The sequence below is a fragment of the Massilia sp. LMS1-1-1.1 genome (assembly GCF_040815535.1).
Taxonomy (GTDB): Bacteria; Pseudomonadota; Gammaproteobacteria; order Burkholderiales; family Burkholderiaceae_D; genus Janthinobacterium; species Janthinobacterium aestuarii.
The window spans coordinates 613,808-637,983 of record NZ_JBFPNG010000001.1 but is presented as its reverse complement, the minus strand read 5'-3'; the positions used below and the strand labels follow the sequence as shown (position 1 = coordinate 637,983).

22 protein-coding genes are annotated in these 24,176 nt (G+C 62.9%); 9 read left to right on the top strand and 13 right to left on the bottom strand.

Annotated elements, in window-relative coordinates; translation table 11 throughout:
• Positions 1 to 137 precede the first annotated feature (137 nt).
• The gene (locus MRBLMS1_RS02935) at positions 138 to 596 is read left to right on the top strand and encodes a nuclear transport factor 2 family protein (RefSeq protein ID WP_181878077.1); all 459 of its coding nucleotides are present in this window, start codon (positions 138 to 140) and stop codon (positions 594 to 596) included.
• Positions 597 to 646: 50 nt separating this feature from the next.
• Here the strand turns inward: MRBLMS1_RS02935 and MRBLMS1_RS02930 are convergent, their stop codons facing one another.
• The 3 genes from MRBLMS1_RS02930 to MRBLMS1_RS02920 all read right to left on the bottom strand — a co-directional run bounded on the left by MRBLMS1_RS02930 (position 647) and on the right by MRBLMS1_RS02920 (position 3,495).
• Positions 647 to 1,750 carry an HD-GYP domain-containing protein gene (locus MRBLMS1_RS02930; RefSeq protein ID WP_485877701.1) on the bottom strand — a complete coding sequence of 368 codons (1,104 nt, stop codon included), beginning with the start codon at positions 1,748 to 1,750 and terminating at the stop codon, positions 647 to 649.
• A gap of 48 nt (positions 1,751 to 1,798) precedes the next feature.
• Positions 1,799 to 2,977: a pyridoxal phosphate-dependent aminotransferase gene (locus MRBLMS1_RS02925; RefSeq protein ID WP_485878959.1), complete on the bottom strand. Its 1,179-nt coding sequence runs from the start codon at positions 2,975 to 2,977 to the stop codon at positions 1,799 to 1,801.
• Between the two features lie 83 nt (positions 2,978 to 3,060).
• Positions 3,061 to 3,495, bottom strand: a complete 435-nt coding sequence (locus MRBLMS1_RS02920; protein ID WP_034755336.1) for a putative toxin-antitoxin system toxin component, PIN family — start codon at positions 3,493 to 3,495, stop codon at positions 3,061 to 3,063.
• Between the two features lie 30 nt (positions 3,496 to 3,525).
• Here MRBLMS1_RS02920 and yaaA point away from each other — a divergent pair, with 30 nt between their 5' ends.
• Positions 3,526 to 4,296: a peroxide stress protein YaaA gene (yaaA, locus tag MRBLMS1_RS02915; RefSeq protein ID WP_128142830.1), complete on the top strand. Its 771-nt coding sequence runs from the start codon at positions 3,526 to 3,528 to the stop codon at positions 4,294 to 4,296.
• 96 nt (positions 4,297 to 4,392) lie between these two features.
• Here the strand turns inward: yaaA and MRBLMS1_RS02910 are convergent, their stop codons facing one another.
• On the bottom strand, positions 4,393 to 5,196 hold the full coding sequence (locus MRBLMS1_RS02910) for an outer membrane protein assembly factor BamD (protein WP_086140734.1): 804 nt from the start codon (positions 5,194 to 5,196) through the stop codon (positions 4,393 to 4,395).
• Positions 5,197 to 5,285: 89 nt separating this feature from the next.
• On the opposite strand from MRBLMS1_RS02910, the gene MRBLMS1_RS02905 reads away from it, so the two are divergent.
• Together MRBLMS1_RS02905 and pgeF are read left to right on the top strand one after the other, a co-directional pair.
• Positions 5,286 to 6,311, top strand: coding sequence for an RluA family pseudouridine synthase (locus MRBLMS1_RS02905; protein WP_034755341.1), 1,026 nt, complete (start codon positions 5,286 to 5,288; stop codon positions 6,309 to 6,311).
• Positions 6,311 to 7,096, top strand: coding sequence for a peptidoglycan editing factor PgeF (gene pgeF, locus MRBLMS1_RS02900; RefSeq protein ID WP_128142832.1), 786 nt, complete (start codon positions 6,311 to 6,313; stop codon positions 7,094 to 7,096). The genes MRBLMS1_RS02905 and pgeF overlap by 1 nt, the downstream gene beginning before the upstream one ends.
• Positions 7,097 to 7,112: 16 nt before the next feature.
• On the opposite strand, the gene MRBLMS1_RS02895 is transcribed toward pgeF, so the two are convergent.
• On the bottom strand, positions 7,113 to 7,346 hold the full coding sequence (locus MRBLMS1_RS02895) for a hypothetical protein (protein ID WP_319991331.1): 234 nt from the start codon (positions 7,344 to 7,346) through the stop codon (positions 7,113 to 7,115).
• A 105-nt stretch (positions 7,347 to 7,451) separates the two neighbouring features.
• Here MRBLMS1_RS02895 and phaC point away from each other — a divergent pair, with 105 nt between their 5' ends.
• A complete protein-coding gene (gene phaC, locus MRBLMS1_RS02890; RefSeq protein ID WP_485877696.1) occupies positions 7,452 to 9,167 on the top strand; it encodes a class I poly(R)-hydroxyalkanoic acid synthase in 1,716 nt (571 codons plus the stop codon).
• A 225-nt stretch (positions 9,168 to 9,392) separates the two neighbouring features.
• Positions 9,393 to 9,956 carry a polyhydroxyalkanoate synthesis repressor PhaR gene (phaR, locus tag MRBLMS1_RS02885; RefSeq protein ID WP_010399000.1) on the top strand — a complete coding sequence of 188 codons (564 nt, stop codon included), beginning with the start codon at positions 9,393 to 9,395 and terminating at the stop codon, positions 9,954 to 9,956.
• A gap of 100 nt (positions 9,957 to 10,056) precedes the next feature.
• Here the strand turns inward: phaR and MRBLMS1_RS02880 are convergent, their stop codons facing one another.
• Positions 10,057 to 11,652: a beta propeller repeat protein gene (locus tag MRBLMS1_RS02880; RefSeq protein WP_485877694.1), complete on the bottom strand. Its 1,596-nt coding sequence runs from the start codon at positions 11,650 to 11,652 to the stop codon at positions 10,057 to 10,059.
• 308 nt (positions 11,653 to 11,960) lie between these two features.
• Here MRBLMS1_RS02880 and rimO point away from each other — a divergent pair, with 308 nt between their 5' ends.
• Positions 11,961 to 13,316 (top strand): 30S ribosomal protein S12 methylthiotransferase RimO, encoded by a 1,356-nt coding sequence (rimO, locus tag MRBLMS1_RS02875; protein ID WP_128143344.1) that lies wholly within the window; start codon positions 11,961 to 11,963, stop codon positions 13,314 to 13,316.
• 96 nt (positions 13,317 to 13,412) lie between these two features.
• Positions 13,413 to 14,579 (top strand): cystathionine beta-lyase, encoded by a 1,167-nt coding sequence (locus MRBLMS1_RS02870; protein ID WP_485877693.1) that lies wholly within the window; start codon positions 13,413 to 13,415, stop codon positions 14,577 to 14,579.
• A gap of 36 nt (positions 14,580 to 14,615) precedes the next feature.
• Here the strand turns inward: MRBLMS1_RS02870 and MRBLMS1_RS02865 are convergent, their stop codons facing one another.
• Entirely contained in the window at positions 14,616 to 14,978 is a 363-nt protein-coding gene (locus tag MRBLMS1_RS02865; protein ID WP_128142837.1) for a DUF4870 family protein, read from the bottom strand.
• 86 nt (positions 14,979 to 15,064) lie between these two features.
• On the opposite strand from MRBLMS1_RS02865, the gene MRBLMS1_RS02860 reads away from it, so the two are divergent.
• A complete protein-coding gene (locus tag MRBLMS1_RS02860; RefSeq protein WP_485877690.1) occupies positions 15,065 to 16,957 on the top strand; it encodes a serine hydrolase domain-containing protein in 1,893 nt (630 codons plus the stop codon).
• A 7-nt stretch (positions 16,958 to 16,964) separates the two neighbouring features.
• On the opposite strand, the gene MRBLMS1_RS02855 is transcribed toward MRBLMS1_RS02860, so the two are convergent.
• The 6 genes from MRBLMS1_RS02855 to mfd form a co-directional block, all read right to left on the bottom strand.
• Positions 16,965 to 17,222 carry a hypothetical protein gene (locus MRBLMS1_RS02855; RefSeq protein WP_139089581.1) on the bottom strand — a complete coding sequence of 86 codons (258 nt, stop codon included), beginning with the start codon at positions 17,220 to 17,222 and terminating at the stop codon, positions 16,965 to 16,967.
• On the bottom strand, positions 17,219 to 18,073 hold the full coding sequence (locus MRBLMS1_RS02850) for an MbnB/TglH/ChrH family RiPP precursor modification enzyme (RefSeq protein WP_189396500.1): 855 nt from the start codon (positions 18,071 to 18,073) through the stop codon (positions 17,219 to 17,221). Before MRBLMS1_RS02850 ends, MRBLMS1_RS02855 begins: the two co-directional genes overlap by 4 nt.
• Positions 18,063 to 18,980, bottom strand: coding sequence for a TIGR04222 domain-containing membrane protein (locus MRBLMS1_RS02845; protein WP_485877688.1), 918 nt, complete (start codon positions 18,978 to 18,980; stop codon positions 18,063 to 18,065). Before MRBLMS1_RS02845 ends, MRBLMS1_RS02850 begins: the two co-directional genes overlap by 11 nt.
• On the bottom strand, positions 18,977 to 19,705 hold the full coding sequence (locus MRBLMS1_RS02840; protein ID WP_139089578.1) for a nucleotidyltransferase domain-containing protein: 729 nt from the start codon (positions 19,703 to 19,705) through the stop codon (positions 18,977 to 18,979). Before MRBLMS1_RS02840 ends, MRBLMS1_RS02845 begins: the two co-directional genes overlap by 4 nt.
• 110 nt (positions 19,706 to 19,815) lie before the next feature.
• Positions 19,816 to 20,658, bottom strand: a complete 843-nt coding sequence (gene serB, locus MRBLMS1_RS02835; RefSeq protein ID WP_485878957.1) for a phosphoserine phosphatase SerB — start codon at positions 20,656 to 20,658, stop codon at positions 19,816 to 19,818.
• Between the two features lie 64 nt (positions 20,659 to 20,722).
• Entirely contained in the window at positions 20,723 to 24,166 is a 3,444-nt protein-coding gene (gene mfd, locus MRBLMS1_RS02830; protein ID WP_485877687.1) for a transcription-repair coupling factor, read from the bottom strand.
• Between the last annotated feature and the right edge of the window lie 10 nt (positions 24,167 to 24,176).

Genomic DNA, 24,176 nt, shown 5'->3' with positions numbered 1-24,176 from the left:
CATGTGCCGGAAAATGGCAAGGGGATAGCATGCGGTGGCTTCTCACGATCGGCTGCCCGCAAGCGAGTATTCGATGCTGACGGTAGCACCGTCATCAACGGATGCTTCTCAATGACCTTGACCAGGATGAAATACGCATGAAATTATCCCTTTCACCTATTCTTTCCACCTGCCTGCTTGGCGCCTTGGGCGCGATGGGTGGCGCGCAGGCGGCTCCCGCCGATGCCGAACTGCTGGCCCTGGCGCAGCGCCATGCGCAGGCCCAGAGCAGCTTCGATCAAGCCACATTGAAAGCCATTACGGCCGAGAATTATGTGGAAATATCGCCGGTCGGCGAGGTGGACGGACGTGAAAAAATGCTCTCCTTCTATGCGCCAGAGCAGAAGCGGCCGAGCCCTCAAGTTCAGGTCGATGAGCCGGTGGTGCGTATTTTTGGCGATACGGCGCTCATCTCGGCACGGCTGTCCTACCGCGTCAACCAGGAAGGAGCTGCCCGGACCTTCGCCATGCGCGCCGGGTATGTCGCCCGGCTTCTTGACAAGCAATGGCTGCTGGTCAGCGCACAGTACACGGGCATCCGTCCGCCGAAACCGTGAAATGACATTTTGCGGCGCTGGCCGCTGGCCGCTGGCGTTGCCCAGCCTGACTACAGCCGCGCCTCATCCCCCCACACATGCCGCATGCTGAAGCGCACGCCCGCATCATCTTCGTGCAGCGACGAAACGATGGCGAACTGGCTGTCGGCCGTGTCGCGCGGCGTCATCTGCGATAGCTGGGCGGCGGCCAGCGGCGCGCCCAGCGGGTCGCTGAGAGGGTGGACTTGGCCGGCGCCCCGTTGCGTGACGACACCCAGTTCGCCGCTGCGCAGGCGCACCAGGGTGCCCGGTGGATATTTGCCCAGCAGGTTGACGAACCGCTCGCCCAGCAGCGGATCGATGGGCACGCCCTGATCGAGGAAGATGTGCTGCAGCGCCTGGTCGGGCACGATGGAGCGCCGGTAGTTGCGCGCCGAGACGCGGGCGCAATAGCGGTCGGCCAGACCGATCAGCTTGGCATTTTGCAGGATTTCATCAGCCGTGCGCCCCTGCGGATAGCCGCTGCCGTCGTCGTTTTCATGGTGCAAGAGCACACAACTGAGCCATTCCTCGTCGTCGACGCCGGCGCAACGCAACAGTTCCGTGCTTTCCTGCGGATGCTGGCGCACGATGCGCATTTCTTCGTCATTCAGGGGGCCGCGCCGGTCCTGGAAGCTGTCGTGGTGGCGCAGCATGCCCACGTTCATCGTCAGCGCGGCCGCACCGATCAACAGCAATTCGTCGTGGGACTTGTGCATGCTGCGTCCCACCAGCATGGCCAGCAAGGCCGTTTCGATGCAGTGGCGCACGGCGTAGCTGCCGGCGATCTGGTTGAGCAGGATGCTGGCCAGGGCGATGTCGGCATCGTGTTCGAGCGCGCGCAGCAGTTCGCGGGCGATGTCGCGCACGTCGCGCTCGGCATTGTTTTCGCTGCGCAAGGCCAGCAGCAAGCGTTCCAGGCGCTGGGCCGCTTCGTTGAGCAGGCGCAAGACGGACGGCTGGTCCGGCGCGCCCACGTACAGGCCCAGCTGCATTAGCCGCCCCAGCTGCGCGCCGTCCGTGATGATCTGTCCCTTGCGCAGTTGCGGGCCCGCGCTGTGGTCGGCCAGAAACAGATCCCAGGGCAGGGGTTCGCCGGGAACCAGGTCGGCCGGGCCGATGCGACGCTGTACCATGCTTGTCATCCTTTGCCCCGCCGCAGCGAAGCCATGTTCAGTGCTCGGTTATATGCTGCGCAGGCGCTCAAGCGCCAGGCGCAAGGTCTCGTCTTTCTTGGCAAAGCAGAAGCGCACGATGCCCGACTCCTTGCCCTGCGTATAAAACGCGGACACGGGAATGGCGGCCACCTTGATTTGCGTCGTCAGCCATTCGGCGAACTGTGCTTCGGTCTCTTGCGAAATGGCATCGTAGCGCACGCACTGGAAATATGTGCCGTCGGCCGGCAGCAGGGTAAAACGGCTGCCCGCCAGGCCGTCGCGGAACAAATCGCGCTTGCGCTGGTAAAACGCGGGCAAGTCCAGGTAGGGCTGCGGGTCGGCCATGTAGCCGGCCAGGCCGTGCTGCATCGGCGTGTTGACGGTAAAGACGTTGTACTGGTGTACCTTGCGAAACTCCGCCGTCAGTGCCGCTGGGGCGGCTACATAGCCGACTTTCCAGCCCGTCACGTGATACGTCTTGCCGAAGCTGGACACGATGAAGCTGCGCGCCGCCAGTTCCGGGTTGCGCGCGAGCGACTCATGGCGCACGCCGTCGTACACCATGTGTTCGTAGACTTCGTCGGACAAGATCAAAATTTGCGTGCCGCGCACGATGTCGGCCAGCGCGGCCACATCGGCGGGGCGCAAAATCGTGCCCGTCGGGTTGTGCGGGGTATTGATGATGATCAGGCGCGTCTTGCTGCTGACGGCAGCGGCCAGCTTGTCCCACGGCACGCTGTAGCCGTGTTCACCCACCTCCATGGAGACGAGCACGGGCACGCCGCCGGCCAGCGCGATGGCGGGCAGATAGCTGTCGTAGGCCGGTTCGATGACGATGACTTCGTCGCCCGGGTGCACGCAGCAGAGGATGGCCGTGGTGAGCGCCTGCGTGGCGCCGGCCGTGACGGTAATTTCCGTGCCGGCATCATAGCTGTGGCCGTACAGGCTGGCGACCTTGGCGGCGATGGCCTCGCGCAGGGGCGCGGCGCCCGTCATCATCGGATACTGGTTGTGGCCGGCGCGCATGGCGTTGCTGACGAGGTCGACCAGTTCAGGCGCGCAATCGAAGTCGGGAAAGCCCTGGCCCAGGTTGACGGCGCCATGCTGGGCCGCCATGCTGGACATGCGGGTAAACACGGTGGTGCCCACGAGAGGCAAGCGGGTGGTCAGGGCGGGAGTCGTGTAGGGCAGGGACGGGCTGTTCATGAACGGTAGGGGCGCGGTGCGGAAAGTGGAGTCGTGTCCCATTCTAGCGCAGCGCGCCCCGTTGCGTGCGGGGCTTTAAAGGCTCAGCCTGGCAATGCCCAGCCTTCCGGCACCATGATCTTGAACATGCCGGCCTTGGCCGTCTTGCGGGCCAGTTTCAGCAGCGCCTTGTCCTTGGTGATGAGGATGTCGGCGTTGGCGTCGCGCGCCAGTTCGAGGAATTTCTGGTCATCCTTGTCCGTGCAGACGGGCAGGCGCACGCCGGAGACGGGCGGCGCCACGACCGTGATGTGGGCGTCGAAGCGCGCGGCGGCAACGGCACGGCTCGCTTCATCGAGCGGCAGATGCTTGTAGTGCAGCACGACCAGATATTCCGCGCGGCAATCTTCGCGCGTGATGGCGTGCACGGCGCCGCTTTCCATGGCCGCCAGCAGCCCCGCCCAGCGCGGGTCGTTGAAGACGAACAGGTCGAGGCAAACGTTGGTGTCGAGGACGAGTTTTTGTGGAGCAGGTATCATGTCGGCAATTCTATTCTGTAGTGATAATTTATGTTGATCGTGCTTTCGCCCGCCAAGAGTCTCGACCTGGAGACGCCGCCAACAACCTCGTTGCACAGCACTCCCGATTTTCTTGACCATTCCGCCCAGCTCATCGCCCGCATGCGCCAGTTTTCGCCCGCCGAAGTGGGCAGCCTGATGGGCATTTCCGACGCCTTGTCCGCCCTCAACGTGGCCCGCTACGCGTCCTGGACACCCCAGCTTGATGACGCGCGCCAGGCCATCATGGCCTTCAATGGCGACGTGTATGCCGGTTTCGAGGCGCGCAGCCTGCAGCCGGCCCAGCTCGACTATGCCCAGTCGCGCGTGCGCATCCTGTCGGGCCTGTACGGCTTGCTGCGCCCGCTGGACCTGATCCACCCGCACCGCCTGGAAATGGGCACGCGTCTGTCGACCTCGCGCGGCAAGGATTTGTATGCGTTCTGGGGCGACACCATCACCAACGGCCTGAACCGCACGGCCAAGGAGCAGGGCGCGAAAGTGCTGGTCAACCTGGCTTCCGAAGAATATTTCAAATCCGTCAAGCCGCGCCAGCTGGACGTGCCCGTCATCGCGCCCGTGTTCGAGGACTGGAAGAATGGCAAATATAAAATCATCTCGTTCTACGCCAAGCGCGCGCGCGGCATGCTGGCCCGCTATGCGGCCGTCAACCAGATCCGCGATCCCGAGCAGCTGAAGCAGTTCGACGTCGATGGTTATGCGTATGTGCCGGAAGCATCGAACGATACGAGCTGGGTGTTTCGGCGCAAGGTCGGAGAATAACCCTAAAGCAAATGCTGGGGTCGTACCCTCAGGGTACGACCCCGGATTTTGCCGTTGGGCTAAGAAAAAACCGGGCTAGCCCGGTTTTTTCTTATCTTACTGCCAGAATTTCCACCACTTGCGTTCCTTGTTCACCCCTTCCGGGCTGAGGAATGCCGTGTTCGGGTAGTTCTTGGTCAGCACGCGCAAGGCATCGTCGCGCAGATCGGTCAGGCCCAGCTTGTCATACGAGCGGTACATGATGAACAGCGCTTCTTCGATGGCCGGCGAGGCGGAAAAGTCGCTGATCGTCGTTTGCGCGCGGTTGGCGGCGGCCAGGTAGGCGCCGCGGCGGTAGTAATAGCGCGCCACGTGTACTTCGTATTTCGCCATGGCGTCGATCAGATAGTTCATGCGGGCCAGCGAATCGGGCGCATATTTGCTATTCGGGAACTTGTCGACCAGTTGCTTGAAGGCGGCAAACGCTTCGCGCGTGGCTTTCGGATCGCGCTCGGTCGGGTCTTGCTCGTACAGGAAGTTCAGGAAGCTGATCTGGTCATTAAAGCTGATCAGGCCACGCAAGTAGTACATATAGTCCACATTGGCGTGGTTCGGATGCAACTTGATGAAGCGTTCGACGGCAGCCAGTGCCTGCGCCTGGTCTCCCGACTTATAATACGCGTAAGCGATCTCCATCTGCGCTTGCAGAGCATAGTTGCCGAAAGGATAGTTAGCCTCCAGCTTCTGGAACAGGCCGATTGCAGCTTCATAGTGCTGCCCGGCCATTTCTTCACGCGCCTCCGAGTATAATTTCGTAACGGACCAGTTTTTGGTCTCATCCACTTTTTCAGGCAACAAGCTGCAAGCGGACATGCCGAGCAGAACGACTGAAGCGACTACCAACGATAATTTTTTTTGCATGACGTTTTGCAAGAAGGTTTTAACCAAGATTTTACAATAGGCTGATTATAGCCGATGGGAATGCTGTGATATTAACTCCGAAGCCTAATTTGGCTGACCCCGCGTTTGACTCCCTTTCTGACCATGCTGCCGAAGAGGCGTTTGACGGCGATTTTGCCGCCGACGACGTCTTCGAGGAAATGGCCCCGATTACATTGGAACTGACGCCGGACGCCTGCGGCCACCGCCTCGATAAAGTCATCTCCAAGCTGGTGCCGCAATACTCGCGCAGCCGCTTGCAATTGTGGCTGGAAGCCGGTTTCGTGACCGTCGATGGAAAAGTTGCCAAACGCAACATGACCGCCTATGGCGACGAAAAGATCGTCATTCTGCCGCAAAGCGCGCCGGAAGACGAGGCTTTTAAGCCGGAAGCGATGGAATTGAACATCGTGCACGAAGATGAGCATATCATCGTCATCAACAAACCGGCCGGACTGGTCGTGCATCCGGGCCCCGGCAACTGGTCGGGCACCTTGCTCAACGGCTTGCTGCACCACTGTCCGCAGCTGGCTGGCGTGCCGCGCGCGGGCATCGTGCACCGCCTGGACAAGGATACGAGCGGCCTGATGGTCGTCGGCAAGACCCTTGCTTCGCAAACGGACCTCGTGCGCCAGTTGCAGGCACGCACCGTCAAGCGCGAATATTTCGCGCTCGTGTGGGGCACGCCGAAAATGGCGGGCACCATCGATGCGTCCATCGCGCGCCACCCGCGCGACCGGGTCAAGATGGCCGTCTCGGAAAATTTCACGGCCAAGCCTGCCATCACGCACTATGAATTGATCGGCAGCGGCGAACTCGACCGCCGTCCCGTGAGCCTGATGCAATGCCGCTTGGAAACAGGCCGCACGCACCAGATCCGCGTGCACATGCAGCATCTGGGCTTTGCGCTGGTCGGCGACTACGTGTACGGCAAGCAGCATCTGGTGTCGGTCTTCTCGCGCCAGGCGCTGCAGGCGCGCCGCCTGGGTCTCGTGCATCCGGGCACCCTGGAAGCGTGCGAATGGATCGTGCCGCTGGCCGATGATTTCGCAGAGCTGATCGCCACCGCCGGCATTCCCGAGCCGGAACAGGTCTGATGACGCCGCCGTTGCCTTGCCTTATACCCGCTTGGCCCGGCTTGCCCGCGAACGTGGGCGCGCTGGCGACCGTGCGGGCGGGCGGCGTGAGCCAGGGGCCGTATGGTGACGGGCAGGGCGGCGGCGGCTTGAACCTGGGCACGCACGTGGGCGATGAGCCCGCGCACGTGGCCACCAACCGCGCGCGGCTGGCGGCCATCTTGCCTGCCGAGCCGGCCTGGCTGTCGCAGGTGCATGGCGTGGTTGTGGCCGATGCTGGCAAGCTGGACGGCCACGTGCCGGACGCCGACGCCAGTATCGCCGCCTTGCCTGGCGCCGTGTGCGTGGTGATGACGGCCGATTGCCTGCCGGTACTGTTCTGTTCGACGGATGGCCTCGTCGTCGGTGCGGCCCACGCGGGCTGGCGCGGCCTGGCCAACGGCGTCTTGCAGCGTACGGTAGACAGCATGCGGGCGCAGGGCGCGACGGACATCCTTGCCTGGCTGGGGCCGGCCATTGGTCCGCAGCAATTCGAAGTGGGTCAGGACGTGCTGCAAGCATTCCGCGACGGCGCGCGTGATGATGTCGAGCGGCAAGTATTGAGCGCCGCCTTCGTCGCCATCACTGGCAAGCCGGGCAAATACCTGGCCGACATCTATGCGCTGGCGCGCACCATGCTGCTGCGCGATGGCGTGGCGCAAGTGGCGGGAGGGGAATACTGCACCGTCAGCGATGCGGCGCAGTTTTACTCGTACCGGCGCGATGCCGTTACGGGAAGACAGGCCAGCTTGATCTGGCGCAAATAATCTGCACGGCAGACACTTATGTGTCTGCCGTTTTTGTTTTATCGTCTGCTGAGGCTTGGGCGCGCGCCTTCTGTTCCGCGATGCGCACGGCCTTGCGTTTGCGTCGCCGCGAGCCCGTCAGATAGAATAGGATGGACAGCGGGATGACGCAGTACAGCACGAAGGTCATCACCCCGGCGACGATGGACGGTTCCGTCAGCGCCATGAGGCCAACGACATAGATCCAGGCAACAGCGGTCATGAGCATCATTGGTATTGCCAGTCAGTAAAAGTTTGCATGCAGGTGGCCCGGAAGTAATTATTTATTAATTCTTGAATGGACTTACATATACCTATGAATATGCCCGATCCTCAAATGATGACCAAAGAATGGATGGCGCAGATCAGCAATCCTGAGCAGTGGAAGACGTGGTTCAACATGGTACCGCAGCCCCAGGGCAATCCGATTGCCGGCATTTTGCAGGATGCGGGCGCCAGCATCAAGCCGGAAGCGATCGAGCAACTGAAAAACGCCTACGTGGCCAAGCTGACGGGCTTGTGGGCCGACTTTATGGCCGGCAAGGTGCCGGAACTGAAAGACCGCCGCTTCGCCGCGCCCGCCTGGCACGCCAGCCCTTTGTCGGCCTTCAATGCGGCGGCCTATCTGCTCAATGCGGAGTTTCTCAGCGCCATGGCCGATGCCGTGGAAGCGACGCCGCACCAGAAGCAAAAGATTGCGTTTGCCGTGCAGCAAATCGTCGATGCCATGTCGCCGGCCAACTTTCTCGCCACCAATCCCGACGCCCAGCAAACCCTGATCGAGACCAAGGGCGAAAGCCTGACCAAAGGCTTGAGCAATATGCTGGCCGATATGCAGAAGGGCCGCATTTCGCAGTCCGACGAGTCGGCTTTCGAAGTGGGCCGCAACGTGGCCACCACGCCGGGCACGGTGGTATTTGAAAATGCCTTGTTCCAGCTGATCCAGTACACGCCGACGACGGCCACAGTACACCAGCGGCCGCTGTTGATGGTGCCGCCGTGCATCAATAAATTCTATATCCTTGACTTGCAGCCGGAAAACTCGCTCGTGCGCTACGCGGTGGAGCAGGGCAATACCGTGTTCCTGATGTCCTGGCGCAACCCGGACATGAGCATGCAGCACCTGACGTGGGACGATTACGTCGAGCAAGGCGTGATCGAAGCCATTAAAGTGACGCAGGAAATCTCGGGCCAGGACAAGCTCAATATGTTCGGCTTTTGCGTGGGCGGCACCATCGTCTCGACGGCGCTGGCCGTGCTTAAGGCGCGTGGCGAGAACCCGGCCGCCAGCCTGACTCTGTTGACCACTTTCCTCGACTTTTGCGACACGGGCGCGCTCGACGTCTTTATCGACGAGCCGCAAGTGGCGCTGCGCGAGCAGACCCTGGCCAAGGGCGGCCTGATGACGGGCCGGGACCTGGGCAGCACTTTCTCAAGCCTGCGGCCGAATGACCTCGTGTGGAACTACGTGCAGTCGAACTACCTGAAGGGCAAGGAGCCGCCCGCGTTCGACTTGCTGTACTGGAACGGCGACGGCACGGGCTTGCCGGGCCCCATGTTCTGCTGGTATCTGCGCAACACGTACCTGGAAAACAGCCTGAAAGTGCCGGGCAAGCTGACGGTGGCGGGGGAAAAGGTCGACCTGAGCAGCATCGACGCGCCCGCTTTCATCTACGGTTCGCGCGAAGACCATATCGTGCCCTGGGGCGCGGCCTACGCCAGCACGGCCTTGCTGAATCCGAAAAAACCGAAAGCCAACCGTTTTATCCTCGGCGCTTCGGGCCATATCGCCGGCGTGATCAATCCTGCCTCGAAGAAAAAGCGCAGCTACTGGAGCAATGACAAGCCACGTACGGCGAAAGCCAAGCCTTTGACTGCCGAGCAATGGATGGAAGGCGCGACCGAGCACGTGGGCAGCTGGTGGCCCGAATGGGCGGCCTTCCTTGCCGAACACGGCGGCGTCCAGGTGAAGGCGCCAGGCAAGCCGGGCAACAAGCGCCACGTGGCAATCGAGCCGGCGCCAGGGCAGTATGTTAAAGTCAGGGCGGACTAGTTTGCAAAAGCTTCTCGCCTGACAAGAACGGCGTAATCTCCGGTCTTGTCAGGAATCTACTTTTAGTTGCGTTGCAATAAATGCGGGAATCTACTACCCTGATGTGCAATGGAGCCGTTTTCCACTCTATAATGGAAAGCGTAGGCAGGTGCGAAAGCGGACCCTCGTTCGCTTTTTTTTCGGATTAACTCAGTATGCGCTGCGGCGCAATAAGTGGAACTTGTGATGAGTAGTGCAAAAAAAAGTATAGACCGCCTGATTAAAAAATATCCCAACCGCCGTCTGTATGACACGCAAACCAGTTCCTACATCACCTTGACGGACGTCAAGCAGCTGGTGTTGGACAATGAGGTGTTTACCGTCGTCGATGCCAAATCCAATGAAGATTTGACGCGCAGCATCTTGCTGCAAATCATTCTGGAAGAGGAAGCGAACGGCGCGCCCATGTTCTCGAGCAGCGTGTTGTCGCAGATCATCCGCTACTATGGCCACGCCATGCAGGGCATGATGGGATCCTACCTGGAAAAGAACGTGCAAGCGTTCACCGATATCCAGCACAAATTCACGGGCACGTCGGCCGGCAGCTTCGAAGGCAAGCCATTCAGCCCTGAAATGTGGACCCAGTTCATGAACGTCCAGGGCCCGATGATGCAAGGCATGATGAACAACTACATCGACCAGAGCAAGAGCCTGTTCGTGCAAATGCAGGAGCAGATGCAAAGCCAGAGCAAGAATCTGTTCGGCACGTTCCCGTTTGTTCCCCCGGTTCCGCCAACCGACAAAAAGTAAGCCGCAGCCCATGCGGTCCACGCAACGGCACAGGAACTCCTGTGCCGTTGTGCTTTGCGGGTGCCACGCCGGCGGCTGCCGATGGCGAGTGCGGAAGCGCCTATCGTTTCAGTTGTTGCAGCGTGGAGAGCAGATCCTGGTTTGAATGCTCGAGCTTCCATTTCCTGGCATTGTCCATGGAGCTGTAAATGCTGACGTTACCCTTGAAATCTTCCTGGATGCTGAGAGCGAGGCCGGAGGGGAAAATCAATGGGGTGTGGCGCAGTGTGTATGGCGCATACGGCCCCCAGGTTTTACCTTCGTCGCTGCTGACCAGCAGTGCGCCCTCGTTATACATGCCGGCCTCCATCAACAATCTGCCGTCATTGAGGGGCGCCACGGGCGACATCAGGACCTTGAATGGCGACACGATAGGCGTCCAGTCCTGGCCGCGATTCCGTGAAACATAGGCGTCCGGAAACCGTCCTCCCAGACCAGCCGCTACCAGAACGCTTTGCGTGCCATTGGCTTGATGGATAAACTCTGTCAAGCTTTTCTTGTGCGGGCTGAAGCGCTCGGTCAACTTGCCCGTGCTGTAGTCGAATTCGCCGATCACGCCCTTTTCCAGCGCATAGCCGATGTGGCCCGCGTCTTGCCAGGTCCACAACAAGCCTGGGCCATGCAGCCACGACCCAGGCAAGGCGGAATGGTGCACGGATCGCCAGTCGCCAGCCTCCAGTTGATTCGCATGGAAAATGTTCAATGCGTTCCCCTTGCGATGCATCACGTACCAGCCATCCTTGGGGTTGCCACCGATGCGCAGCAGGTTGCCGGGCGGCAGGTTGCCTGTATCGACAGGGAACAGCTTGTCACTGTCGCGCGCCTTGCGTAGCAGGGAGCCGGATTCGCCTACCGCGATCAACTCGGCATTGGGCAGGTCTATGGGAAACACGCAAGACAGCGACTCCACCGATGGGGCATTGATGATCTTCCATAGCCCTTGCGTCGAGCGCATCAGGACGGCGCCCATGCGGCTGGCGGCAGCCACCCGGCCATCGGGCATTTCGGTGACGCACTCGGCTCCGGCCGGGTGGGCGCGGGCAAATTGCTCGACATTGTCCTGTGCGTGGTGTGGGGTGCTCCAGCCCAGGCTGGCAGCGGCGCCGAATAGCTTGCTGTAGTCGGGGGCAAAGCGCTGGATCAATTCCACATTGGATACCGCCTGCGCGCTGCGACCGTATTGCACGCCGAAATCGCCGCGTGTCACAATCAGCCGCCCCAGATCCGCCGATTTTCCTGCTTCGATTTTGAAGCTTCCCACGATGGTCGAGTACACATGCAAGAGCTTGTTGGCCCGGGTGTCGATCAGTTCGACAAACTCATATTCGCCAGGCGGTAGGGCGCCAATAAACAGGGACGTATCGCCTGTCATCGCGCTCTCGACCTTTTTCATCACCAGGTTTGCGGAGACCAGCTTGAAATCACTGCGCTGCTCGCCCGCTACCACCCGGCGTAACTTGATCGTATTGAACCCGTAAATATCTTTGGTGTTCGACGTGATGCTGACCACCACAGGGGTCTCACCCGATTGTGCGCTCATTTTCAGTGGGTCAACGACCGACGTGTTGACGACGCAGCCGCTCAGCAGCAGTACAGACACGCCGCAAGCCGCGACAGCCAGACGTCGCGCTTTCAGATTGGTAAAGGAAAAAGACATGGAATTGATTTAGTTTTTTAAAAAACAATTATATGTCAGGCTATTAATTTCCCTAAGGCATTATTTTTAATTTCTTGATACCGGTGATGCATGGTGGGACCCTGTTCGGCCACTGCTTCGATGGCAGCGGCCGGAACAAAACGGCAGTTGCAGCGTTGCAGATGCGCCAGCAAAAGAAGCCGGCCCTGACAGCAAGGGGCGGCTCGGGGTACAATAGCCGATTCGCCTCACCATTTTACTAGCTGCCAACTATGTCTGAAATTCACCGTATTCCTGTTCCTTCCGCCCAGCCCGAGGCCATGCTGGCCATGCCAGGTGCGGCGCCGAAAGTGGGCTTTGTCTCGCTCGGCTGCCCGAAAGCGCTGGTCGACTCCGAACAAATCCTGACCCAACTGCGCGCCGAAGGCTACGAAACGGCGAAATCCTACGCTGGCGCCGATCTGGTGATCGTCAATACCTGCGGTTTTATCGATGCCGCCGTGCAAGAGTCGCTGGACGCCATCGGCGAAGCGCTGGCTGAAAACGGTAAAGTGATCGTGACCGGTTGCCTGGGCGCCAAGAAAGATGCTGCCGGCGACGACATCATCATGAAGGTACACCCGAAAGTGCTGTCCGTCACGGGCCCGCACGCCTTGGCCGAAGTGATGGATTCCGTCCACTTGCACCTGCCGAAACCGCATGCGCCATTCCTCGACCTGGTGCCGCCGCAAGGCGTCAAGCTGACGCCGAAGCACTATGCCTACCTGAAAATTTCTGAAGGCTGCAACCACCGCTGCAGCTTCTGCATCATCCCGTCCATGCGCGGCGACCTCGTCTCGCGCCCAATCGGCGAACTGATGATCGAAGCGGAAAACCTGTTCAAGTCCGGCGTCAAGGAATTGCTGGTCATTTCGCAAGACACCTCGGCGTATGGCGTGGACGTGAAATTCCGTTCCGGCTTCTGGAATGGCCGTCCCGTGAAAACCCACATGACGCAGCTGACGGAAGCGCTGGGCGAGCTGGCCAAGTCCTACGGCGCCTGGGTGCGCCTGCACTATGTGTATCCGTATCCGCACGTGGACCAGATCATCCCGATGATGAGCGGCGGCCACATCCTGCCATACCTCGACATCCCGATGCAGCATGCGCATCCTGACGTCCTGAAGCGCATGAAGCGTCCGGCCAGCGGCGAGAAAAACCTCGACCGCATCCAGGCCTGGCGCGCGATCAACCCGGACCTGACCATCCGCTCGACCTTCATCGCCGGTTTCCCAGGTGAAACGGAAGCGGAATTCGAGTATCTGCTGGACTTCCTCAAGGAAGCGCAGATCGACCGCCTCGGCTGCTTCGCCTATTCGCCTGTCGAAGGCGCGACGGCCAACGCCATCGCCAACCCCGTGCCGGAAGAGCTGCGCGAAGAGCGCCGCGGCCGCGTCATGCTGCTGCAGGAAGAAATTTCCAAGAAACGCCTGCAAGCGAAGGTCGGCAAGACCGTGCGCGTGCTGATCGATGAAGTCACCCGCTCGGGCGGCGTGGGCCGGTCGTCCGCCGACGCGCCGGAAATCGATGGCGTCGTGTATGTGAAGCCGCCATTCGAACCGCACCGCAAGCTGGCGGTCGGCCAATTTGTTGACGTGACGATCACCTCAGCGGACGCGCATGACCTGTGGGGCGCTGCCGAGTAAGCAGGTGTAACAGTCGTACGGCGTGCAGGGCGTAAAGCCCTTACAATCAAGGCGGACCAGCAATTGCTGATCCGCCTTTTTTTATTTCCCGACGCCATGACCACACCCAAATCTCCGCAAACCGCGCTGATCCACAGCGATTACCAGGCGCCGCAAGGCTTTGCCGCGTTCCCGAACGCCATACACCATGCGTCCACCGTACTGTTCAAGGACGTGGCGGCCATGCGTTCGGGCGACTGGAAAGACAAGAACGCCTACACCTACGGCTTGCACGGCACGCCGACTACCTTCACCCTGGAAGCGCGGCTGGCCGAGATTGAAGGGGGACAATACTGCCTGCTGGCGCCGTCGGGCCTGGCGGCCATCGCCATGGCGGACTTTGCGCTGCTGAAAACGGGTGACGACGTTTTATTGCCGGAAAATATATACAACCCGAACCGCGAGCTGGGGCGCTGGCTGTCGCAGGACTTCGGCATCACGGCCCGCTATTACGATCCGCTCATCGGCGCCGGCATCGCCGCCCTGATCCAGCCAAACACCAAACTGATCTGGACGGAAGCGCCCGGTTCCGTGACGATGGAAGTGCCGGACTTGCCCGCCATCTGCGCGGCCGCCCATGCGCGCGGCGTGCTCGTCGCTCTGGACAACACCTGGTCGGCGGGCCTGGCCCTGCGCGGCTTCGACCTGGGCGTGGACATCATCATGCAGGCGCTGACGAAATACCAGTCGGGCGGCTCGGACGTGCTGATGGGTGCGCTCATTACGCGCGAGCGGGCGCTGCACGACCGCCTGGCGCAGGCGCACATGCGTCTGGGCATGGGCGTGGGGGCGGATGACGCCTATCTGGTGCTGCGCGGCTTGCCCACCATGAAGCTGCGTTTCGACGCGCACGACGTGGGCGCGCGCACGGTGGCCGCCTGGCTCAAGGGAAGAAGCGAGATCGCCACGGTGCTGCATCCGGCCTTCGCCGATTGCCCGGGCCACGCCATCTGGCAGCGTGATTTCACGGGTGCGGGCGGCCTGTTTTCCGTGCTGTTCGATGCCCGCTACACGGAGGCGCAGACGGACCGTTTCGTCGATGCCTTGCAGTTGTTCAAGATTGGCTACAGCTGGGGTGGCGCGAACAGCCTGGTGATGCCGTACCGCATCGCCGCCATGCGCAAGGGATGGCAGTTGCCTGGCCAGCTGGTGCGCCTGAACGTGGGACTGGAAGATCCGCAGGACTTGATCGCCGATATCGAACGGGCGTTCGCTGCGATGTAGGCGGCGGCAAGCCGTTGGCTTGCCGCGAAGCACCTGTTACATGGGTACGGGCTTGTTGTTGTTCAGGTCGAGGAAGCCGCGCAGCAGGCGGTACGCTTTCCACAGCCAGGCCACGCCCCAGACGATGATGGCCAGCGGAATGCCGATCAGCGTGACCCACAGGATGGCGCCGACGACGACCCAGGCCACATACCACCAGAAGGAACGGATCATCCAGCTGTGATGGCTGTGCACGAAGGTCCCGGCAGCCTCGTCCCGCTTCACGTAATTGATGATGAGCGGAATGAAGGAAAACGCGCCCAGCGAAAACACGAAGCTGGCGCCATGTATCAGGTACAACCACCAGGCCAGGTTTTTGGTCTGCTGGAGTTGGGTATCCAAAATAATATCTTGTGACATGAAAGCTCCCGTCGTTGCTCAATTTTTAATTGTAACAAGCAAAGCGGCGCAGGAGCGCAGTCCATGGAAAAAGGCAGAATACATTGTTGAAACGAGATCGATATCCTACCCTGGCCGCGCGCGCCAGGTCGTGGCTGCAGCGCGCCGTGCCAGCCTTGCTGCTGTGCTGTGCCACCGTGGCTCATGCGGCCGGCCCCACCCTGGAGGCGGAGTTTGCCGCCGGCTTGAAGGACGAGGGTCTGGCGGGCGCCGTCTGGAGTGAAGTCTTGCCTGACGGAACAGTCAAAGTCGGCGCGTCCGGCTTGCGCGATGCCGCCAAGAACATACCCATGCAGACGGACACGCGCATGCAGGTGGGCTCCGTGGGCAAGGTGGCGCTGGCGCTGGGCGTCTTGCGCCTGGTCAGCGAAGACAAGCTCACGCTCGACACGCCCCTGCAGCAGGTGCTGCCGGAACTGGCACTGAAAAACCCGTGGCAGGCCAGCGACCCCGTGCGCATCCGCCACCTGCTCGCGCATACGTCGGGCCTCGATAACGTGCGCTTCTGGCAGGCGTTCAGCCTGAACCCGGCGCCGGGCACATCGCTGGCCGAGGCGTTTGACGGCGGGCGCAATCTGCTGCGCGTGCGCGCGCGGCCCGGCAGCCGCTATGCGTACTCGAACATGGGATATGGCTTGCTGGGCATGGTGATCGAGAAGGTCACAGGCCAGCCGTATGAACGCTATCTCGACGCGCAGCTGCTGCAGCCGCTGGGCATGGCGGACAGCACGTTTGCCTATGTTACGCAAATGCGTACGCAAATGAGCACCCAGGCGGGATCGCATGCGGACCCGCGCCTGGCCATGGGCCACTTCGAGCATGGCGTGGCGCAGCCGGCCGTGCCCCAGTATCTGCGTCCGGCCGCGCAATTTACCACCACGGCGGCCGACATGGGCAAGCTGGCGCAGTTCCTGATGGGCGATGGCAAGCTGCAGGGCGCGCAGTTCATCGACCTGGCGCTGATGGGCGCCTTGTCCGAACCGGCCGGCACGGATGCGGCGCAGGCGGGCCTGGCAACGGGCCACGGCCTGGCGCTGGCCGTGCGCGACCGCCATAACGTGGTGGGTGCCTGCCATCCCGGCACGACTGTCGGTTTTCGCGCCATGCTGTGCATCTACCCGGAGCAGGACAGCGCCTTCTTCGTGGCCTTCAATACGGATGCGGAGCAGGCCGACTATGAACGCTTCAACCGCCTGCTGCTGCGCGACCTGGAACTGCCGCTGCGCGCGCCGGCCCCGCGCGGCACGCCCGCGCCCACGGTGGAAAACTGGCAGGGCGTCTACGTGCCGTCGCCCAGCCCCATGGCCAGCATGGCCTGGGTCGACGCCGTCTTCGGCTTTACGCGTGTGAAATGGGATGGCGAGTCGCTGTTCCTGATCCCGTTCCAGGGCGAGCCGAAGGAACTGGAACCGGTGGGCGGCCTGCTGTTTCGCGCCAGCGACCGCAGCACGCCATCGCACGTGCTGATGCAGGAGGATGGCAAGCATGTGCTCAGCGACGGCTTGCGCAGCTATGAGCGCGCGTCGATGCTGCGCATGCTGGTGCTGTGGGGCAGCTTGGCCCTGGGTGCGGCCGGCTTGCTGTATGTGCTGCTGGTGGGCGTGTGGCGGGCCGCGCGGCGCAGCCTGGAACGGGGCGACCATCTGTTCGCGCCTTTGCTTGCCATGCTGGCGTTGCTCTTGCCGCTGCCGTTTTTCTATTTCCAGTCCTACCTGCGCCTGGGTGACGTCACCATCGCCAGCGTGCTGCTGGCATTGACGACGGGCGCGCTGCCGCTGGCGACGGCGTTCGGCCTGGCCCGCTGCTGGCGCAGCCGCGGCACGGCGGCCGAGGCGGGCTTGCTGGCGAAATGGGATTGGGTGGCCTTGCTGGCGGCCCTGCAACTGCTGCTGGTGCTGGCCTGGTGGGGCTTGCTGCCGCTGCGTATGTGGCAGCTGTAGCGGGCGCTTAGCGCCACACTTGCAGCAGCTTGCGCCACCAGCGTTGCGCCGGCCTGGGTTGGCCACTGCGCGCCGCCCGCTTGGCGCGGTAGCTGGCTGCTGCCATCTGCAGGCCGATGCGGTCCATTGCCGCCATCGCCTCCGCTTCCTGCGGCGACAAGCCATGCAGCAAGGCTTGCGCGCGGGGATCGAGCAGGAAGGCGGCACGCAAGGCGTCGTCCGTGTACAGCCTTGCCAGGTACGTTTCCAGTGCGGGAGAACTCATGCGGCTCGTCCCGCGCGCAAGGCCGCGCGCGCCAATTCCAGCTGGCCCAGCACATGCTCGAACGACGGATAATTGCCGTCGCGTTCGACGATCACCGTCAACGGTTGCCGTGCATGGCGCGCCAGCACGGTCAACAGATCGAAGACTTCGGGCGGCACGTCGTGCAGATGGTCGTCCAGCAAGCGCTGGCCGCCGCCCGGCGCAGCGATCCAGTGGCCGCCGCTCAGGTGCACGGCGCCGACCCTGTCCAGCGGCAGGCGCAGCAGCAGTTCCTGCGGTGACTCGCCGGCATTGACGGCATTCGCATACAGGTTGTGCAGGTCGAGCAGCAGCGGCACTTGTGCGCCGTGGATAATCTGCGCCACCCATGCCGCTTCGTCCATGGTGCTGGCCGGCGGCTGGACCAGGGTGGCGATGTTTTCCATCAGCGGCGCGCTGCCGACGATGCGCGTGGCCAGCGCGATATTGGCGATCGCGCCGGCGGCGCTGTGCTGCGTGCGCGGCGGCGCCGCCAGGTGGCCGATCTCGACGCCGCCGGCGCGCACGAAACTCAGGTGCTCGGACCACGATTCCGCCTGCACCGCTTGCATCAGGCGCGCCATCGCATGCAGGCGGCGCGGTTCGGCGGGAATCGTCGAGGCCAGGCCCATGCCGACGCCATGCAGGCTGACCGGCACCTGGCGCGCCAGGCTGCGCAAGGCCGAAATGCCGGCGCGCGAGGCGCCGTAATAATCGTCGGCGATCACTTCCAGCACATCGATCCGCGCCAGGTTGGACAGGATGCCGGCGGCCAGTTCGCCGCGCCAGCCCAGGCCGACGCGGTCGCGCGTGGCGTCCTTGCTAACTGCCACAGCCGCCGCCACCGCCGCAACCGCCACAGCCGCTGCCGCCGCCGTCACCGCCGCCCGATGACGAGTCGCCCGAGTCGCCCGTGCTGCTGGACGAAGAGTCGCTGCCGCCATTTTGCCGCGGCACCGGGTACAGCTCGGCGACATAGGCGTACACGGACAAGGGCAGGGCGCCGATGCCGAAGATGGCGGCCAGCAGGGCCATGTCGGCGCTGCTGCTGCCCGCCTGCAGGCGCGCCGAGCGCATGTTCAGCCGGCCGAACAGCATGCGCAGGTCGGTCAGCAGCCGCTGCGCGCTCCAGCTGGTCGCCTGGGTGCGCAAGCCGCGCAGCATGAGGAGAAAAATCGCCAGCAGGACCGCCAGGAACAGCAGATTGTAGTGCTGGCGGCTGATGGCGATGACAGCCTTGACGCCGGCCACCGTCAGCAGCAGCCAGTGCGCGGCCCAGGTGATGCGTTCGCGCCGGCGCAGCAGCGGCGGGCCGACCAGCAATTCCTGCCGCGTCAACGTCTCCTGGTAGGCGCGGCACGATGGCAGCATGTCGGCCTGCACGGCCAGTTCCTTGCTGTGGCCCTGGCGGCCCAGGTACAGCCGCAGCACGTCGCGTTCGATGTCGTGGCTGGCAAAGCGCAGGCTGTCGGCGCTGGCCGTTTCCAGCAGCGGGCCGTCGGCGCGCAGCAAGCCGCGGTCGACCAGCACGATGGCGGCGATTTTCACGGCTTCGAGGGCGCCGCCGCGCAAAAAAGCAATGCGGTAGGGATCATCGGCCAGCGACAGCTGGGCGTGCGGATTGCGCAATTCCATGCGGATCAGCAGCTCGCGCACGCCGTAGTACACGAGCGTGCCGAAGATCAGGTAGGCCAGCAGGAACGATGGCCCGCTCCAGTCAAACGGATTGTAGCCGTTCACCGCATCTGCTCCGCGTGTTCACGCAGGCGTTCGGTAATCGTCATCAAACCCGTAAAGGCGGGCAGGGCTTGCCCCGGTGCCAGGCGCGCCGTTTCGCGGGCGGCCGACATGGTGTGCAAAGCCGCGTGCAGGGCCGGGTCGCCCAGCTGGTCGACAAACGCTTCGAGCGCCTGCTTGCCGGACTGCGCAGACTTGCCCTCGAGCTGCGCCAGCGAGACCGCCGCCGAACGCAGCGGCCCGGCTGCATCGGCGATGGCGCCGGCCAGCTGTTCTTCAGTCAGGCTTAGGAGCATATAGCGTTCGCGCATGCGCAGCTGCTGGTTCAGAAGCACTTGCCGCAGGCGGCGCAGCACGGCGTCGCGGCTCGTGTGCAGGCTGGCGAATGGGTCAACGCCATGCAGCACCCGGTGGCGCGCGATGATGTCGGCGAACTTGACGGCGAAGGCGTCGGCGGCCTGGGGCAATTCGCTTTCAAGCAGGAACATCACCTGCAAATCGATGGCGGCGTGCGCCAGGCGCAAGGGGCCGCGCAGTGCATCGGCCGATGCGGGCGTAAAGCGCTTGAGCAGCAACAGCAGGTTGACGTCGGAGGTGGCGCGCAGCTGGCCATCGGCGGCCGAGCCAAACAGCACGGCGGCGGCCAGGTCGGCGCCGAAGGCCGTTTGCGCGGCGGCGACGAATATATCGAGGTGGCGTTGTATTTCTTCTGGCAGCGGTGGCGGCATGCGGTGTTCTTTCACGATGGGCTGGCGGGGGTGATCACAAGTTTGCAATATAGCAAACTTGTGCCGCCGTGCGCGCACCGCCCGCCAGATAGCGCCAAGCTGGCGCCGGCTCAGCTCAAGACGTTGAGCAAGCCATCGAGTCCGACAAAGTTCAGCGCCACGTCGGCCTGCGAGCGCACCACGGGCTTGGCGCGGAAAGCGACGGACAGGCCGGCGATGCCCATCATTTTCAAGTCGTTGGCGCCGTCGCCCATGACGATGGCCTGCGATGGCGTAATGCCCATCTCTGCGCACACTCGCTCCACCGTGCGCTGTTTTTCTTCGGCGTCGACGATACCGCCCAGGACTTTGCCCGTCAGCTTGCCGTCGATGATTTCCAGTGCGTTCGCATGCGTGAAGTCGAGGCCCAGGCGTTCCTTCAGGCGTTCGGTGAAGAAGGTGAAACCGCCCGACACCAGCAGGGTTTTCAGGCCGGCCTTTTTCACGGCCGCCAGCATGGCTTCCGCGCCCGGCGACAGTTTCAAACGCTCGTCGTAGACGCGTTGCAGGGCCGACGCATCGAGGCCTTCGAGCAGGGCCACGCGCTGCTTCAGGCTGGCGGCAAAATCGAGTTCGCCGCGCATGGCCGCTTCCGTGATGGCCGCCACTTGCGGTTTCAAGCCTTGCATGTCGGCGATTTCATCAATGCACTCGATGGTGATCAGGGTCGAATCCATGTCCATCGCCACGAGCTTGAATTCGGCGAGTTCGCGCTGGCCCATCATGTAGGTGGCGTCCAGCTGCGCCGCCTGCGCCGCCACTTCGATCGTGGGGCGCAGCGCGGGCGAGTAGGCGATCTGTTCGCAGCGCACGGCGTTCGGACCGAGGCGCGTGACGGACGTCGGCGCGGCCAGCGCGGCGATGCGTTCGAGGCGGGCGCTATCGCCGTCCAGGCCCTGCAGGATCAGATTCATGGTGATGGTCTTGGTATTGGTCATGGGGCAGTCCTGCATAAATGGTCGAAATGGTCGAAATGGTCTACACCGTCAATTGCTTGATGGTGGTCTTGATCTGCGTCACGCGCGCGGCCAGGTCCGGCATGGCGGCCGTGATTTTCAGCTTGTCCTGGCCATGCAGCTTGATATGGCGGTTTTTCTGGATCAGGTCGATGATGCGCATCGGGTCGATCGGTGGCTTGGCCATGAATTGCAGGGTGGCCGCCTCGCCATGCACGTCGATCTTGACGATGCCCACGGTTTTCGCCGCGATGCGCAAGCGGTGCGTCTCGACCAGCGCCTTGACGGCGTCGGGCAGCTTGCCGAAGCGGTCGATCAGCTCCTCCTGGATATCGTCGATCTTCTCTTGCGTGGCGCAATTGGCCAGGCGCTTGTAGATCGACAGGCGCTCGTGCACGTCGCCGCAGAAATCGGCCGGCAGCAGGGCCGGCACGTGCAGGTTGATCTCCGTGGTCGACGCCAGCGGCGCGGCCAGGTCCGGCTCCTTGCCCGCTTTCAGCGAGCGCACGGCTTCGTTGAGCATGTCCGAATATAGCTGGAAGCCGATTTCCGTCATCTCGCCCGACTGGCTCTCGCCCAGCACCTCGCCGGCGCCGCGGATTTCCAGGTCGTGCATGGCCAGGTAAAAGCCGCTGCCCAGTTCTTCCATCTGCTGGATGGCGTCCAGGCGGCGCTGCGCCAGCTTGGTGAGGCCTTGCACGTCGTGCACCAGCAGGTAGGCGTAGGCCTGGTGATGCGAGCGGCCTACACGGCCGCGCAGCTGGTGCAGCTGCGCCAGGCCGAACTTGTCGGCGCGGTGCATGATGATGGTGTTCGCCGTCGGCACGTCGATGCCGGTCTCGATGATCGTCGTGCACAGCAGAATATTGAAACGCTGGGCGACGAAGTCGCGCATGACTTTTTCCAGGTCGCGCTCGTGCATCTGGCCGTGCGCCACGGCGATGCGCGCCTCGGGCAGCAATTCCGTCAGCATGGCCAGGCGGTTCTGGATGGTTTCCACCTCGTTGTGCAGGAAGTAGATCTGGCCGCCCCGTTTGAGTTCGCGCAGACACGCTTCGCGGATGATGGCTTCGCCTTCGCTGCGCACGAACGTCTTGATGGCCAGGCGCTTTTGCGGCGCCGTGGCGATGATGGAAAAGTCGCGCAAGCCTTCCAGTGCCATGCCCAGGGTGCGCGGGATCGGCGTGGCCGTCAGGGTCAGCACGTCCACTTCCGCGCGCAGTGCTTTCAGCGCTTCCTTCTGGCGCACGCCAAATCGGTGTTCCTCGTCGATGATGACGAGGCCCAGGCGCGTGAACTTCACGTCGTCGGACAGCAGCTTGTGCGTGCCGATGACGATGTCGATGGTGCCGTCGGCCATGCCCTTGAACGCCTGCGTGATTTCCTTTCCGCTGCGGAAGCGCGACAATTCCGCGATGCGCACGGGCCAGTCGGCGAAGCGGTCGGCAAAGGTCTGCGCATGCTGCTCGGCCAGCAGGGTGGTGGGCGCCAGGATGGCCACCTGCTTGCCGCCCATGACGGCGATGAACGCGGCGCGCAGCGCCACTTCCGTCTTGCCGAAGCCGACGTCGCCGCACACGAGGCGGTCCATCGGTTTGCCCGAGGTCATGTCCTTGATGACGTTGTGGATGGCCTCGGCCTGGTCCGGCGTCTCGTCGAAGCCGAAGCTGTCGGCGAAGCGCTGGTAGTCGTGCGACGAGAATTCGAACGAATGGCCCTGGCGCAGCGCGCGGCGCGCATACAGGTTGAGCAGCTCGGCGGCCGTATCGCGCACCTGTTCGGCCGCGCGCTTCTTCGCTTTTTCCCACTGGCCCGAACCGAGCGAGTGCAGCGGCGCGTCTTCCGGCGACGCGCCCGAATAGCGGGAAATGACGTGCAGCTGCGATACAGGCACGTACAGTTTGGTGTCCTTCGCGTATTCGAGATGCAGGAACTCCGTCTCGCCTTCGCCCAGGTCCATGCTGGTCAGGCCCATGTAGCGCCCGATGCCGTGGTTGATGTGCACGACGGGGTCGCCGATTTTCAGCTCCGACAGGTCGCGCACCATCGACTCGACCTGCGTCACGCCTTCCTGTTTCTTGGTGCCGACCCGGCGGCCGGAACCGGCGTACAACTCCGTCTCCGTGATGAAAGATAAATTTCCGTCCGGCGTGAACAGCTCGAAGCCCGCGTGCAGCGGCGCCACGCCCAGCATCAGCTTGGCGTCGGATTGCAGGAAACCATCGCTGCCTTCCACCGGCGTCAGGTGCAGATCGTATTCGGTGAAGTACTGCTGCAAGGTTTCGCGGCGGCCGTTCGATTCGGCGCAGATCATCACGCGGCGTCCCGATTGCAGCAAATAGCTGCGCAGGTTGGCCAGCGGATCGTCGGCGCGGCGGTTGACGGCGATGTTCGGCACGGGCGCCGACAGTTCGGATGCCAGCGCATCGTTCGACTTGGCGATCGCCAGGCGCGCATACGGCTTGGCCAGGCCGAAGAACTGCTCGTCGGACAGGAACAGCGATTCGGGCGGCAGGATGGGTCGCTCGCGGTCCGCCTTCAGGAAGCGGTAGCGCGACTGGGTATCGGTCCAGAAGCGCCCGATGGCAGCGTCAATCTCGCCCACCAGGGCCAGCGAGGCGTCGGGCGGCAGGTAGTCGAACAGGGTGGCCGTCTGCTCGAAGAACAGGGGCAGGTAGTATTCGATGCCGGCCGAGGCGATGCCGCTGCTGATGTCCTTGTACACGACCGAGCGCGATGGATCGCCTTCGAACTGTTCGCGCCAGCGGTTGCGGAAGGTGGTGCGCGCCGCTTCGTCCATGGGGAATTCGCGGCCCGGCAGCAGCCGCACTTCATGCACGGGATACAGCGAGCGCTGGGTGTCGGCGTCAAACGTGCGGATGGTCTCGATGGTGTCGCCGAACAGGTCCAGGCGATAGGGCAGGGCCGAACCCATGGGGAACAGGTCGAGCAAGCCGCCGCGCACCGAGTATTCGCCCGGCGACATCACTTGCGAGACATGGCTGTAGCCGGCCAGGGTCAGCTGCGACTTCAGGCGCGCTTCGTCGAGCTTTTCGCCCTTCTTGAAGAAGAAGGTGTAGGCGGCCAGGAATGATGGCGGCGCCAGGCGCACGAGCGCCGTGGTGGCCGGCACGATCAGGACGTCGCATTGGCGCGTCTGGATTTCGTGCAAGGTGGCCAGGCGCTCGGAGACCAGGTCCTGGTGCGGCGAAAACGCGTCGTAGGGCAGGGTTTCCCAGTCCGGCAGCAGATGGCAGCGCAGGTCCTTGCCGCCAAACCACGGGATTTCATCGAGCAGGCGCTGGCCGTCGCTGGCCTGCGCCACCACCACGGCCAGCATCTGGCCCCGCGCTTTCAAGGCCGAAGCGGCCAGCGCCAGGGCATAGGCGTCGGATGAACCATACAGGGTGGGCAGCGCATAGCGGTTGCCGGGCTTGGGGAGGGCTTTTGTTAAGTCTAAGGACATGCAGGCGATG